Genomic DNA, 13,083 nt, shown 5'->3' with positions numbered 1-13,083 from the left:
TATCTCAAGGATTTGTCATCATTATGACCCGAATGATTCGCCTGCTGCCTCTGGCGGCCCTGGTTCTGACCGCCTGTTCCGTTCATCAGCCGAAAGGCCCGGGCAAAAGCCCTGACTCACCGCAGTGGCGTCAGCACCAGCAGGACGTGCTGAAATTAAGCCAGTACCAGACCCGCGGTGCATTTGCTTATCTCTCTGACGAACAAAAAGTTTACGCTCGCTTCTTCTGGCAGCAAACGGGTCAGGACAACTATCGCCTGCTGCTGCTGAACCCGCTGGGCAGCACCGAGCTGGAGCTTAACGCGAAGCCTGGCGAAGCGCAGATCACCGATAACAAAGGCCAGCACTACACGGCAACCGACGCCGAAGAGATGATTGGCAAGCTGACCGGAATGCCGATTCCGCTCAATAGTCTGCGCCAGTGGATCCTCGGCCTGCCGGGTGACGCAACCGACTATACGCTCGACGATCAATACCGTCTGAGCCAGGTGAACTACACCCAGGGCGGTAAAACCTGGAAAGTGGTGTACAGCGCGTATGACAGCAAGACGCAACCGTCGCTGCCGTCCAATATGGAGCTGACGCAGGGTAGCCAGCGTATCAAGCTGAAAATGGACAACTGGATCGTTAAATGATGACCCACTGGCCCTCTCCCGCAAAACTGAACCTGTTTCTCTACATTACCGGGCAGCGCGCTGACGGCTATCACACCCTGCAAACGCTGTTTCAGTTTGTCGATTACGGCGACACCATCTCCATCGAACCGCGTCAGGACGGGCAGATTTGCCTGCTGACGCCGGTCGACGGCGTGGCGCATGACGATAACCTGATCGTGCGCGCTGCTCGCCTGCTGATGAAAACGGCGTCGACGTCGGGTCGTCTGCCAGCGGGAAGCGGTGCGGATATCCGTATCGACAAACGCCTGCCGATGGGCGGCGGTCTTGGCGGCGGCTCATCAAACGCCGCGACTGTACTGGTGGCGCTTAACCACCTCTGGGGCTGCGGTCTGACGACGGACGAACTGGCAGCGTTAGGGTTGACGCTGGGCGCCGATGTACCGGTGTTTGTGCGCGGCCACGCGGCGTTCGCTGAAGGTGTCGGTGAAATCCTCACGCCGGTCGATCCGCCGGAAAAATGGTATCTGATCGTTCACCCCGGCGTGAGCATTCCTACCCCGGTCATCTTTAAAGATCCTGACCTGAAAAGAAATACCCCGGCACGGTCAATAAAAACGTTATTAAATTGTGAATTCAGCAACGATTGCGAGGATATCGCAAGAAAACGTTTTCGCGAGGTTGATGCGGTGCTTTCCTGGCTGTTAGAATACGCGCCGTCGCGCCTGACCGGTACAGGGGCCTGTGTCTTTGCTGAATTTGACACCGAAACCGCCGCCCGTCAGGTGCTTGAGCAAGCGCCGGTTTGGCTGCATGGTTTTGTAGCACGCGGGATGAACACCTCCCCCCTACAGCAGGCCATTCTGGCGCAGACTGAGTTTCGGTGACAACGTCACCCTGTTCCAGACGTTGCATCGCGCTCTTTAATACACCGCCTGGATAGCGTTTGCTTAGGCCCCGCAGTTTGCGGCGAACGCTATCCACCACTGGACGCATGCCTGAGGTTCTTCTCGTGCCTGATATGAAGCTTTTTGCTGGTAACGCCACCCCGGAACTAGCACAACGTATTGCCAACCGCCTGTACACTTCCCTCGGCGACGCCGCTGTAGGTCGCTTTAGCGACGGCGAAGTCAGCGTACAAATTAATGAAAATGTACGCGGTGGTGATATTTTCATCATCCAGTCCACCTGTGCTCCAACGAATGACAACCTGATGGAATTGGTTGTTATGGTCGACGCGCTGCGTCGTGCTTCTGCTGGCCGTATTACTGCTGTTATTCCTTACTTTGGCTATGCACGTCAGGACCGTCGCGTCCGTTCCGCGCGTGTGCCAATCACCGCTAAAGTTGTCGCTGACTTCCTGTCCAGCGTCGGCGTTGACCGCGTACTGACGGTTGACCTGCACGCAGAGCAGATCCAGGGCTTCTTCGACGTGCCGGTTGATAACGTATTCGGCAGCCCAATCCTGCTGGAAGACATGCTGCAACTGAATCTGGACAACCCGATTGTGGTTTCTCCGGACATCGGCGGCGTGGTACGTGCTCGTGCTATCGCGAAGCTGCTGAACGATACCGACATGGCGATCATCGACAAACGCCGTCCGCGCGCTAACGTTTCTCAGGTGATGCACATCATCGGTGACGTGGCTGGCCGCGACTGCGTGTTGGTGGACGACATGATCGATACCGGCGGTACGCTGTGTAAAGCCGCTGAAGCGCTGAAAGAGCGTGGTGCGAAACGCGTATTCGCTTACGCCACTCACCCGATCTTCTCCGGCAATGCGGTAAACAACCTCCGTAACTCCGTCATTGACGAAGTTGTGGTCTGCGATACCATTCCACTGAGCGACGAGATCAAAGCGCTGCCAAACGTGCGTACGTTGACTCTGTCCGGGATGCTGGCCGAAGCGATTCGTCGTATCAGCAACGAAGAATCGATCTCTGCAATGTTCGAACACTGATCGAACACGGCCAAAAAACCCGCTACGGCGGGTTTTTTTGTTTATAGTATTTATTTGTATGACTTATGCCTCCTTCACCTGCCATTCACATGACAGATGATGCGCACACGGATGATAGATAATTGTGAAAAACGTAACCTCCTCACATGTTCTGCCCTTTCGCGCCCTCATCGACGCCTGCTGGAAAGAGAAATACACATCGTCACGCTTTGTTCGTGACCTGATAGCCGGGATCACCGTCGGGATTATTGCCATCCCGCTGGCGATGGCGCTGGCGATTGGTAGCGGCGTCGCGCCGCAGTACGGGCTGTACACCTCGGCCGTTGCCGGGATTGTGATTGCGCTGACGGGCGGGTCCCGCTTCAGCGTCTCCGGCCCGACTGCCGCCTTTGTGGTGATCCTCTACCCGGTTTCCCAACAGTTTGGTCTGGCAGGCCTGCTGGTTGCCACCCTGATGTCCGGCATCTTTTTAATTCTGTTTGGTCTGGCCCGCTTTGGTCGCCTGATTGAATATATTCCCCTTTCCGTAACGCTGGGGTTCACCTCGGGGATTGGGATTACCATCGGGACCATGCAGATTAAGGATTTCCTCGGCCTGCAAATGGCCCATGTTCCGGAGCACTATTTACAGAAAGTGGGCGCGCTGTTTATGGCGTTGCCGACGGCCAACCTGGGCGATGCAGCCATTGGCATCGTTACCCTCGGCACACTTATCGTCTGGCCTCGCTTAGGCATTCGTCTCCCGGGGCATCTGCCCGCTCTGCTGCTGGGCTGCGCGGTGATGGGCGTTGTCAACCTGCTCGGTGGACAGGTCGCCACCATTGGCTCCCAGTTCCACTATGTTCTGGCGGACGGCTCACAGGGCAGCGGCATTCCGCAGCTGCTGCCACAGCTGGTTCTGCCGTGGGACATGCCGGGCTCAAGCTTCACCCTAAGCTGGGATTCCCTTCGCGCTCTGCTGCCTGCCGCGTTCTCCATGGCAATGCTGGGCGCGATTGAATCCCTGCTCTGCGCCGTCGTGCTCGACGGCATGACCGGCACTAAGCACAAAGCCAACAGCGAGCTGGTCGGCCAGGGCTTAGGGAACATCGTTGCACCGTTCTTCGGCGGTATTACCGCTACGGCTGCGATTGCCCGTTCCGCCGCGAACGTACGTGCGGGCGCGACATCACCGGTTTCGGCGGTCATTCACTCCCTGCTGGTGATCATGGCGCTGCTGATCCTTGCCCCGCTGCTTTCATGGCTTCCACTCTCTGCCATGGCTGCGCTGCTGCTGATGGTGGCCTGGAACATGAGTGAGGCGCATAAGGTGGTTAACCTGCTGCGCCGCGCGCCGAAAGACGACATTATCGTGATGCTGATCTGCATGTCGTTGACCGTACTGTTCGATATGGTTATCGCCATCAGCGTCGGCATTGTGCTGGCCTCGCTGCTGTTTATGCGCCGCATCGCGCAGATGACGCGTCTCTCCCCGGTTAACGTTGAGGTGCCTGACGATGTGCTGGTGCTGCGCGTGATTGGCCCGCTGTTCTTCGCCGCGGCGGAAGGTCTGTTCAGCGATCTGGAATCCCGCATCGCGGGCAAACGGATTGTGGTGCTGAAATGGGATGCCGTCCCGGTGCTGGATGCCGGCGGTCTGGATGCCTTCCAGCGCTTTGTTGCCCGCCTGCCGGAAGGCTGCGAGCTGCGGATAAGTAACCTTGAATTCCAGCCCCTGCGCACCATGGCGCGCGCGGGCGTGCAGCCGATCCCTGGCCGATTGTCCTTCTACCCTAACCGTGAAGCTGCGTTAGCGGATCTGTGAGTCATCTGATGCAGAGACGCGTCTTTGCATCATCACCCCGATCGCCTGCTGGAGCCATTCAAGCACGGCAGGCGTCATCCACGTGCCTTTCATCAGATGCGGCTCCTGCTGCATGGCGAGGCGAAATTTTTGCTGGGTCTGCGGGTTTGTTCCCGCATAGGACTGGAATAAAACCAGCCACTTTTCTGCCAGCTTTTGCGCATCGTCAGAAGCGGGACTGAGATTATCCCGCTGCGCCTGATGCAGCTTCGCCACCAGCGGCGGCCACTCCATCATCCGGTCAAAGTAGTGCGACCGGGTAAAGGCCATCTCTTCGGCAGTGAGATATTTCTCCCAGATGCTGAGCTTTGATTCGGCAAACGCCCGCGTGATGTAATCAGTTATCTCCGGCGTAATGCCGGTTTGCGCCTGCATCTGCGGCTCCACGCTGTGCATCTCGTTCAGACGGGTCAAAAATTCCGGTTTGCCTGCGGTATCCTGCTCCAGGCGTTCCATCCACCGTGAAGCCAAATCGGTCGCCCGCGCGTCCGTGACGCTGACGTTCTGTTCCAGCAAGTGTTTAACTTCCGTCACCAGACCCGCCCAGATATCCGCCAGCGCCTCTTTCTCTACCGCAAACGGCAGTTGCTGCAACTCTTCTTTGCTAAACCAGCGATCGTACATATTCATTAACTCCAGAGTCTGTAGCCAGGATTCCAGATCCGGCGTCGCATCGTCGGTCAGCCCGGTACGCAATTCCACCAGCCGGTTGCGCAGCGTATGGATGCTACGCAGTTGCTTGTCCAGCAGAGTGATTTGCCCGTCGAGTAATTCGGCTAATGACAGCGAACGCTGTTCCAGAAAATCCCTGATTTCGGCAAGCTCCAGTCCGGCTTTTGCCAGCGCCTGGATCATATGCAGACGCTGCACATCCGCCAGGTTATAAAGCCGGTAGCCTGCCGCGCTTCTGGCAGAAGGTAACAACAGCCCTGTTTGCTCGTAGTGATGCAATGTCCGCACGGTGATCCCGGCACGTTTCGCCAGTTCACCCACCTGTATCAACATAACGGCTCCTTTTGTTCTGCCAGTGTCGTTACTCTGGAGCCTTACGTTACGTGAGGGTCAATGCGTCATGCAAAAAAAAACGACTTCAGATGAAGTCGTTTCGGTGTTCTTTATGGGGCACTAGCTATGCTTGCGCTGGTCGCGGCGGCATCGTTTATCGTAATGGCGCACCCACCAGTATTTATCGCAGACTTCCTCATGTCCGCTCACGCGCGCCCCGGCGAGCCACAATACCGCACCAAGGAAGATACTCAGCACCGCGCCATGCGCAAAGTATTGTGGGAGGTCAAGCTGCGGTAATTGGTTTAAGATTGAATAACCGACACCGGCGACCATCACGAACAGTCCCAACCCCATTAGCACGTTACCGAGCATTGAAGCGTTTTTGCGTTTCATATGTCACCTCCGGAACTTTGGGTTGTCAGGGGAAAAGCCCCTTCTCCTTGTGTGTAAAGTATAGACAACGCCTCTTATATGAGTTGCGTGAATGATCACATTTACTGATAACTCACGGACAAAAATTTACAAATAAGACATTGAACAGCTTGAAATTCTAATTGTTCAAAGAGGAAATTATTCGCATTTCGGTGTACAGCAGGCAGAACTTTGTCAAGCGGCGCGCCAGACAGTAAACTACGCGCCAGATCTGGAACCCATTAGGAAGTAAATCGTGACGATTAAACTGATTGTCGGCCTCGCCAATCCGGGCGCAGAGTATGCCGCAACCCGCCATAACGCCGGTGCCTGGTATGTTGATCTGCTGGCGGAGCGTTTGCGCGCTCCCCTGCGTGAAGAACCCAAGTTTTACGGGTATACCTCACGCATCAATCTTGCGGGTGCCGACGTGCGGTTGCTGGTGCCAACCACCTTTATGAACCTGAGCGGCAAAGCCGTGGCGGCCATGGCAACGTTTTATCGCATCAATCCGGATGAGATCCTGGTGGCCCACGACGAACTGGACCTGCCGCCAGGCGTGGCGAAGTTCAAACTGGGCGGCGGTCATGGCGGCCACAATGGTCTGAAAGACATCATCAGCAAACTGGGTAATAACCCTAATTTCCACCGTTTGCGCGTGGGAATCGGCCATCCGGGCGATAAAAACAAAGTTGTTGGTTTCGTACTGGGTAAACCACCGGTTTCTGAGCAGAAGTTGATTGACGAAGCGGTGGACGAAGCGGCCCGCTGCACCGAGATATGGCTTCAGGATGGCCTGACAAAAGCCACCAATCGACTGCACGCTTTCAAAGCGCAATAATCGGCGCCCTGGGGCTTTTTTACCGCGCGTCGCGCGGGTTACGTGTATAATAGGCGTAGTTATTTACTTTTCTTCAATCGGTTATCGTTAACGGATTGATTATCAAGATATTAAGGTGATTTAGAAATGGGATTCAAATGCGGTATCGTCGGTCTGCCAAACGTGGGCAAATCCACCCTGTTCAACGCGCTCACCAAAGCAGGTATTGAAGCGGCGAACTTCCCGTTCTGTACCATCGAGCCGAACACCGGTGTTGTTCCTATGCCCGATCCGCGTCTGGACCAGCTCGCGGAAATCGTGAAGCCGCAGCGCATTCTGCCAACTACCATGGAGTTCGTGGACATCGCGGGCCTGGTAAAAGGCGCATCCAAAGGTGAAGGCCTGGGCAACCAGTTCCTGACCAACATCCGTGAAACCGAAGCGATCGGCCACGTTGTGCGCTGCTTCGAGAACGACAACATTATCCACGTTAACAATAAAGTGGATCCAGCTGACGACATCGACGTCATCAACACCGAGCTGGCCCTCTCTGACCTCGACACCTGCGAGCGCGCCATTCACCGCGTGCAGAAGAAAGCCAAAGGCGGCGACAAAGACGCGAAAGCGGAACTGGCTGCGCTGGAGAAATGTCTGCCACAGCTGGAAAACGCGGGCATGCTGCGCGCGCTGAAAAACCTGACTGACGAAGACAAAGCGGCGATCAAATACCTGAGCTTCCTGACCCTGAAGCCTACCATGTACATCGCCAACGTTAACGAAGACGGTTTCGAGAACAACCCGTATCTGGACAAAGTGCGTGAAATCGCTGCGGCTGAAGGTTCTGTAGTTGTGGCGGTTTGCGCTGCCGTTGAATCCGACATCGCTGAGCTGGACGACGCCGACCGTGAAGAGTTCATGGCCGAGCTGGGTCTGGAAGAGCCGGGCCTGAACCGCGTGATCCGCGCGGGCTATGAGCTGCTGAATCTGCAAACCTACTTCACCGCTGGTGTAAAAGAAGTGCGTGCGTGGACCATCCCTGTGGGAGCGACCGCGCCTCAGGCGGCTGGTAAGATCCACACCGACTTCGAGAAAGGCTTCATTCGTGCGCAGACTATCGCGTTTGAAGACTTCATCACCTACAAGGGTGAGCAAGGCGCGAAAGAAGCAGGCAAGATGCGTGCGGAAGGGAAAGATTACATCGTTAAAGATGGCGACGTGATGAACTTCTTGTTTAACGTTTGATTTGTTTTGAATGAAAAAAAATCCACGCTTAGGCGTGGATTTTTTTATAGAGTAACGAACTTATCCCCTTTTGCGCAGATAGAACTCTAGATATTTTTTGGGTCTATCCTGAAACGCACGCTCTTTGCCGTAGTTATAAGCATCGTTAAAATATTTATACGCTTCCTCGAATTGATTCAACTCATAACAGACCATGCCGAGATCGATTAAGGGTGCAGTGTCTATATCCGATCCACGTGTCCGTAATGTCGTCTCTCCCCATTTCTTTGCCTCAGCGTAATCCGCGAGATCAAAACATGCGCTGTACATGCAGGCAGCGATCCAGTTGGCGAGTTCCCATTCGAACTTTGGCTCAGGAAGAGCTTGCCAGGCTTTTTGGTATTGCTCTAAAGCCTCGACGTATTTTTTATCATCGTGAACTCGTTTCCTTGTTCAACAAAGGAGTTAATTTCAGATTCAATTTTTGGGTTTTCAAGGTCTTTCATGGAACAATGCTCCTTCATTGGAAATATTGTGATTTTTCCTGTGGGCCAATATAACTTTTATTATTAATAGCGAATTTAGTACGCAGGTCCTGATCGAGACAACGTGTTATGAACCATATCAAAGGAATAAAACCAATCATACCAGCCATTTTGTTGAACTGCGAAACTACAGATAACAACCACTTCCTTCGACAAATTTAATGTTAAGTAATAGAAATAAGCCTTTTCAGGCGGTGCAGACAATAATAGCTCTCCGCCCTCTGCATTGAAGATTTTAAAACGGTTGGTAATAGTTCTGGTTCGCTTATCGCAAAGACTAATTGGCGTGCAGGATCGACCATGGCGGCATATAAGCGAGGTATGTTTAGACTTATAGTTCTTGAAGAGAAGATCCATTCGAGCATGTTTTTTCTCTGGAAAACCTGAAGTCAGCGATCATGTTCGCTCTCAATAAAAATGTTTTTTATACATGGATGATGTTGAATTTTTTGATATTGATGCTTGCTTCACTTTTTAAAACGGCCTCGAGACTCCATTGATGTTTGAGGAATTTTTTATTAAGAAAACAACCTTGAATTTAGTTTTGGATTGAATATTTTATCTGAGAAATAATAAAAATATCATCTGTTTGATTATTGATAACTTTCCTGTCTCTGTAATTATAGTATTTTAAAAGAAAAGAATTGATATATCTCATCACGGACCATAAAAATGCATCAATGTACTAAGGTCATCTCTATCTTGTGCGGTGAGTTCATTTCTCTCCATTTTATCATATTTAAACATTATGCCTTTCATAGGAGGGCCGGACTCATGTTTAATTGCCATGCTCATTAACTCATCGATATCAGATTCTTTTATTAAAGTTCTCTTTAAGAATTCAAAGAGCATTTTCTCTGCATCTTTTCTTTCTAAAAAATACATTTAGATTACTCTACTATTTTTATGTAAAAATCACCAATATAATTAGATGCGCCTTCTTTGTCGCTGACCTATAGTTGCTCATTAAAAATGAAGTCTATACTTTATTTTTTCTATTTTCGATAGAAATTAAAACCTCACAAGCATCTTTTTCACTCACTTGAACTTTTTTAGCCGCATCAATACTCACTTCTTCCTCCTCCTCTTTCATAACCATCCCCCCTGAATAAAACCTAATAAATAAACGCCCTTCTCTCTCGATAAGGATCACTCCATAATTATTAAATATTATTTTATCCATATTACTTCCATCTTTTATTTTTCAATAGTGTGATTTTTAAATAATTTAGCAAAGACTGCGTCAGGGGGTTGTGCGGGATCTTCTCAGCAAAATCTTCGAGCGGTGAATATTCTGTAGTGGTGGCGGTTTGCGCCGCGGTTGAATCTGATATCACTGAAATGAACGACGCCGATCGTGAAGATTTCATGGCCGAACCGGGTCTGAACCGCGTGATCCGCGCGGGCCATGAGATGTTCAGCCTGCAAACCTACTTCACCGCGGGCGGAAAGAAGTGCGCGCGTGAACCAACCCTGTCGGTGCGACTGTGCCTCAGGCGGCTGGTAAGATCCACTCCGACTTCGAGAAAGGCTTCATTCGTGCGCAGACTATCGCGTTTGAAGACTTTATCACCTACAAGGGTGAGCAAGGTGCGAAAGAAGCAGGCAAGATGCGTGCGGAAGGGAAAGATTACATCGTTAAAGATGGCGACGTGATGAACTTCTTGTTTAACGTTTGATTTTTTTATTGCGTGGCTAAAACACATTGTTTAAGAGTTCTGTTTTCATGCTGGGTTCAAAAGGAATGATATCGGCAGTCACAAGCTTTAACGCCTGAAAAAGATCCTCGCCTAAGCGCTCTTCAAGAGAGTCAAGAATCTCATATTTAGCGAGAATGACACTGCCGTTTCTTGGGATCCGTCTTCCGGAGGCCAGGATAATTCCCCTTTACGCACACCTTTTTAAACCACTTGTTGGAATTATTTATATAGTATCTCTTTTGCCACCGGCTATTGTTATCATTTTTTGGGCTCATTTGATATTAATACGCAGGGCCTGATCGAGACAATGCGTTACGCTTCATATCATAGGAATAAAACCAATCATGCCAGCCATTTTGTTTTACTGGATAACTACAGACAACGACCACTTCATTTGACAGGTTGAATGTTAAGTAATAAAAAGTCGCGCCTTCAGGAGGTGCAGACCAAAATAGTTTTTCGCCATGAGCATTGAAGATGGTCAAAACGGTTGGTAATGATTTTGGTTCGCTTAATGCAAAGACTAACTGGCGTGTAGGATCGACCATAGCGATATCTAAGCGAGGTATGTTTAGACTTATATTTCTTGAACATTGAATCCATTCGAGCGCGTTGTTTTCTCTAATGAATCTTAAGTAAGCAATCATACATGTCCTAACTGCATGAAATTATTAACACTTCTAAATATAAATTATATAAGACCCATGTTGAATGATGCTTGATATAATCGAACAATTTATTACGGGAGTGATGATATTTTTATCCCATCCAAAGATTACTCTCAGGTTGTTACCGAAAACCCTAAAATCTGGAGCCTCATCCCAAAGGCATTTTAAATCACATTTAATATAGCAGAATACTAAACATCATTACTATTAAAAACACCTATTAAATAAGATTCATAACGAGCGGGTTGTATCTCTTTATAAGTAAAGATGACAAAAATATCATGGATTCCTTTTGAACATTTTTTTTCTGATATCCTTAGTGGGCTTTCTTTGTATCTATAGCCCGGGATTAAACCATCTGATAACTTTACGCCTCGCATCTTACTTACCATTTTTGTTTTTTTGCAGTCCTCAAGCTTATCAAAACTTTTAGAGTTATATAAACCGAAACGAACGACAGCATCACAACATGGACAGGATATTTCTTTTTCGTTCCTTAAGAAGTCATCTTCAAGCCCATCATGGATAAGTTCTTTTCTTTTCTGAAAATTAATTAAAGTCATATTTTCCTCAAAAAACCATTTTCAATTAGTGCTTCGATCGCTTCGGATGTTTCGTATTGGGTTCCTCTGCCCGGTTGCCCAAACCATGGTATAGCAGGACCACTATCTACCGGCAACGGTTTAAGAACTTCATAAACCGAATATGGTTTGTTTAAAGTATTTTGTTGGAGGGCTCTCCCCTCGAAAGATGATCCCGCAGGGGATATAAACGTACCACTATCGTGGAAACCATCTGCATCGGTCCAACCACCGTAGCGGTCAACTTTTGTACCAGGTTTTAGAGTCGTTTTCGTTGCAGTAATAAATCCACGATTAGGAGGCCAGGCACCATCGCCCATAAATTTCTCTAATGCCGCCCAGTCTTGTTTCTTCCATAACGCGTAGGCCTTAGATGCTTGTGTTCTCGAAGAGAACTGACGCTTATTAGATTTTTTCTGAAACTCATTCCAGTCATTTTTACAACGACTCAACCCCCACGGATCCACCCACCCCAGCGCATTCGGCGCATACTGGTAAAGGTTTATCCCCCCCGCCAGCCCTATCGGGTCCTGCTGCGTAAACCGCCCGCAGTCCGGGTCGTAATACCGGAACAGATTGTAGTGCAGCCCTGTCTCACGATCCAGGTATTGCCCCTGCATACGCAGGTTCTGAGAATATCCTGATACCTGCGTCTCGCTTTCCCGCAGCAGCTTGCCCCAGGCGCTGCTCACCCCTTCCCAGCGTACCTGACCTTCGCTATCCGTCATCCGCTCCGGCGTGCCGTTGGGCTGACAGTGGAACCAGAAGATTTCCGGGGCATCAACGCCGTCAATACGTGCCAGCGGATCGTAGCTGTCCTGATCGCTGTAGACGTAGGTGAGCGGCACATCCCCGTGCACCTCCTGCAACAGCCGGAACCCTTCCCAGACAAACCGGGTGGTGACCGGCTTGCCGGTTGGCTGGCCGCCCAGCATCTGGCGGCGCGTTTTGCTGATGCGTCGCCCGAGCGGGTCATAGCGGAAGCTGACCTGCGTCTGCGGCCTGTTGCGGTCCCGCGGCTGGCTGATGACCTCCGTCAGGCGGTGCTCGCCGTCGTAGCGGTAGTGCCAGCGGGTCTGACCGTTATCCTTCTCCACGGTGCGGCCATGGATGTCATAGCGCCAGCGAATGCCGTTCAGCTGCGTCAGGCGGTTGTGCGTGACCTTCTCAGCAGACTCTTCAAGCGATAAAGGTTCTGTAGTGGTAGCGTTTTGGAACGCGGTTGAATCCGATATCGCTGAAATGAACGACGCCGATCGTGAAGATTTCATGGCCGAGCAGGGTCTGAACCGTGTGATCCGCGCGGGCCATGAGATGCTCAGCCTGCAAACCTACTTCACCGCGGGCGTAAAAGAAGTGCGTGGACCATCCCTGTGGGTGCGACCGCGCCTCAGGCGGCTGGTAAGATCCACACCGACTTCGAGAAAGGCTTCATTCGTGCGCAGACTATCGCGTTTGAAGACTTCATCACCAATAAGGGTGAGCAAGGCGCGAAAGAAGCAGGCAAGATGCGTGGAAAGATTACATCGTTAAAGATGGCGACGTGATGAACTTCTTGTTTAATGTTTGATTTGTTTTGAATTAAAAAAAACCACGCTTTGGCGTGGATTTTTTTATAGAGTAATGAACTTATCCCCTTTTGCGCAGATAAAACTCCAGATATTTTTTTAGGTCTATCCTGAAACGCACGCTCTTTGCCGTAGTTATAAGCA

12 protein-coding genes and 3 pseudogenes are annotated in these 13,083 nt (G+C 50.9%); 8 read left to right on the top strand and 7 right to left on the bottom strand.

From position 1 onward, the window contains the following. Positions 1–23: 23 nt before the first annotated feature. From lolB to dauA, 4 genes are all read left to right on the top strand, one after another. Entirely contained in the window at positions 24–635 is a 612-nt protein-coding gene (gene lolB / locus O1722_RS09995) for a lipoprotein insertase outer membrane protein LolB (RefSeq protein WP_003856665.1), read from the top strand. Next, positions 632–1,501 (top strand): 4-(cytidine 5'-diphospho)-2-C-methyl-D-erythritol kinase, encoded by an 870-nt coding sequence (gene ispE / locus O1722_RS09990; protein WP_017693293.1) that lies wholly within the window; start codon positions 632–634, stop codon positions 1,499–1,501. The genes lolB and ispE overlap by 4 nt, the downstream gene beginning before the upstream one ends. Before the next feature lie 125 nt (positions 1,502–1,626). Continuing rightward, positions 1,627–2,574: a ribose-phosphate diphosphokinase gene (gene prs, locus O1722_RS09985; RefSeq protein WP_003856663.1), complete on the top strand. Its 948-nt coding sequence runs from the start codon at positions 1,627–1,629 to the stop codon at positions 2,572–2,574. A gap of 124 nt (positions 2,575–2,698) precedes the next feature. Then, positions 2,699–4,378, top strand: coding sequence for a C4-dicarboxylic acid transporter DauA (gene dauA, locus O1722_RS09980; RefSeq protein WP_023296766.1), 1,680 nt, complete (start codon positions 2,699–2,701; stop codon positions 4,376–4,378). On the opposite strand, the gene O1722_RS09975 is transcribed toward dauA, so the two are convergent. Beyond that, positions 4,364–5,422: a MerR family transcriptional regulator gene (locus O1722_RS09975; protein ID WP_033486839.1), complete on the bottom strand. Its 1,059-nt coding sequence runs from the start codon at positions 5,420–5,422 to the stop codon at positions 4,364–4,366. The genes dauA and O1722_RS09975 overlap by 15 nt on opposite strands. 120 nt (positions 5,423–5,542) lie before the next feature. Next, positions 5,543–5,818 carry a stress-induced protein YchH gene (gene ychH / locus O1722_RS09970; RefSeq protein ID WP_003856655.1) on the bottom strand — a complete coding sequence of 92 codons (276 nt, stop codon included), beginning with the start codon at positions 5,816–5,818 and terminating at the stop codon, positions 5,543–5,545. 274 nt (positions 5,819–6,092) lie between these two features. On the opposite strand from ychH, the gene pth reads away from it, so the two are divergent. Together pth and ychF are read left to right on the top strand one after the other, a co-directional pair. Next, the gene (gene pth, locus O1722_RS09965; RefSeq protein ID WP_006810922.1) at positions 6,093–6,677 is read left to right on the top strand and encodes an aminoacyl-tRNA hydrolase; all 585 of its coding nucleotides are present in this window, start codon (positions 6,093–6,095) and stop codon (positions 6,675–6,677) included. 126 nt (positions 6,678–6,803) lie between these two features. Beyond that, a complete protein-coding gene (ychF, locus tag O1722_RS09960; RefSeq protein WP_003856650.1) occupies positions 6,804–7,898 on the top strand; it encodes a redox-regulated ATPase YchF in 1,095 nt (364 codons plus the stop codon). A gap of 1,181 nt (positions 7,899–9,079) precedes the next feature. On the opposite strand, the gene O1722_RS09955 is transcribed toward ychF, so the two are convergent. Then, the gene (locus O1722_RS09955; RefSeq protein ID WP_006812592.1) at positions 9,080–9,307 is read right to left on the bottom strand and encodes a hypothetical protein; all 228 of its coding nucleotides are present in this window, start codon (positions 9,305–9,307) and stop codon (positions 9,080–9,082) included. Between the two features lie 94 nt (positions 9,308–9,401). After that, complete coding sequence (locus O1722_RS09950; RefSeq protein ID WP_032653883.1) at positions 9,402–9,605, bottom strand: hypothetical protein; 204 nt, start codon at positions 9,603–9,605, stop codon at positions 9,402–9,404. Positions 9,606–9,709: 104 nt separating this feature from the next. Between O1722_RS09950 and O1722_RS09945 the strand changes: the two are divergent. After that, positions 9,710–10,101, top strand: a pseudogene (locus tag O1722_RS09945) (DUF933 domain-containing protein); the annotation flags it as partial. Between the two features lie 302 nt (positions 10,102–10,403). On the opposite strand, the gene O1722_RS09940 reads toward O1722_RS09945, so the two are convergent. The 3 genes and pseudogenes from O1722_RS09940 to O1722_RS09930 form a co-directional block, all read right to left on the bottom strand. Next, entirely contained in the window at positions 10,404–10,769 is a 366-nt protein-coding gene (locus tag O1722_RS09940) for a hypothetical protein (RefSeq protein WP_071963968.1), read from the bottom strand. Between the two features lie 212 nt (positions 10,770–10,981). Next, positions 10,982–11,353 (bottom strand): hypothetical protein, encoded by a 372-nt coding sequence (locus O1722_RS09935; RefSeq protein WP_006810924.1) that lies wholly within the window; start codon positions 11,351–11,353, stop codon positions 10,982–10,984. Further along, positions 11,350–12,555 (bottom strand): annotated as a pseudogene (locus O1722_RS09930) (glycohydrolase toxin TNT-related protein); the annotation flags it as partial. The pseudogene O1722_RS09930 and the gene O1722_RS09935, both read right to left, overlap by 4 nt. On the opposite strand from O1722_RS09930, the pseudogene O1722_RS09925 reads away from it, so the two are divergent. Further along, a pseudogene (locus O1722_RS09925) lies at positions 12,551–12,941 on the top strand (DUF933 domain-containing protein); the annotation flags it as partial. The pseudogenes O1722_RS09930 and O1722_RS09925 overlap by 5 nt on opposite strands. Positions 12,942–13,083: the final 142 nt, after the last annotated feature.

The organism is Enterobacter cloacae complex sp. HYC003_NIDB, from assembly GCF_056673375.1.
Note: the sequence above shows the minus strand (reverse complement) of the source record. Positions and strands in the feature narration are given on the sequence as shown.

Bases quoted from the DNA above. Each gene is read 5' to 3' on its own strand.
- ychF (WP_003856650.1), top strand. From the start codon at position 6,804: ATGGGATTCAAATGCGGTATCGTCGGTCTGCCAAACGTGGGCAAATCC.
- lolB (WP_003856665.1), top strand. From the start codon at position 24: ATGACCCGAATGATTCGCCTGCTGCCTCTGGCGGCCCTGGTTCTGACC.
- ychH (WP_003856655.1), bottom strand. From the start codon at position 5,818: ATGAAACGCAAAAACGCTTCAATGCTCGGTAACGTGCTAATGGGGTTG.
- O1722_RS09935 (WP_006810924.1), bottom strand. From the start codon at position 11,353: ATGACTTTAATTAATTTTCAGAAAAGAAAAGAACTTATCCATGATGGG.
- O1722_RS09940 (WP_071963968.1), bottom strand. From the start codon at position 10,769: ATGATTGCTTACTTAAGATTCATTAGAGAAAACAACGCGCTCGAATGG.
- O1722_RS09950 (WP_032653883.1), bottom strand. From the start codon at position 9,605: ATGGATAAAATAATATTTAATAATTATGGAGTGATCCTTATCGAGAGA.
- ispE (WP_017693293.1), top strand. From the start codon at position 632: ATGATGACCCACTGGCCCTCTCCCGCAAAACTGAACCTGTTTCTCTAC.
- O1722_RS09975 (WP_033486839.1), bottom strand. From the start codon at position 5,422: ATGTTGATACAGGTGGGTGAACTGGCGAAACGTGCCGGGATCACCGTG.
- O1722_RS09955 (WP_006812592.1), bottom strand. From the start codon at position 9,307: ATGTATTTTTTAGAAAGAAAAGATGCAGAGAAAATGCTCTTTGAATTC.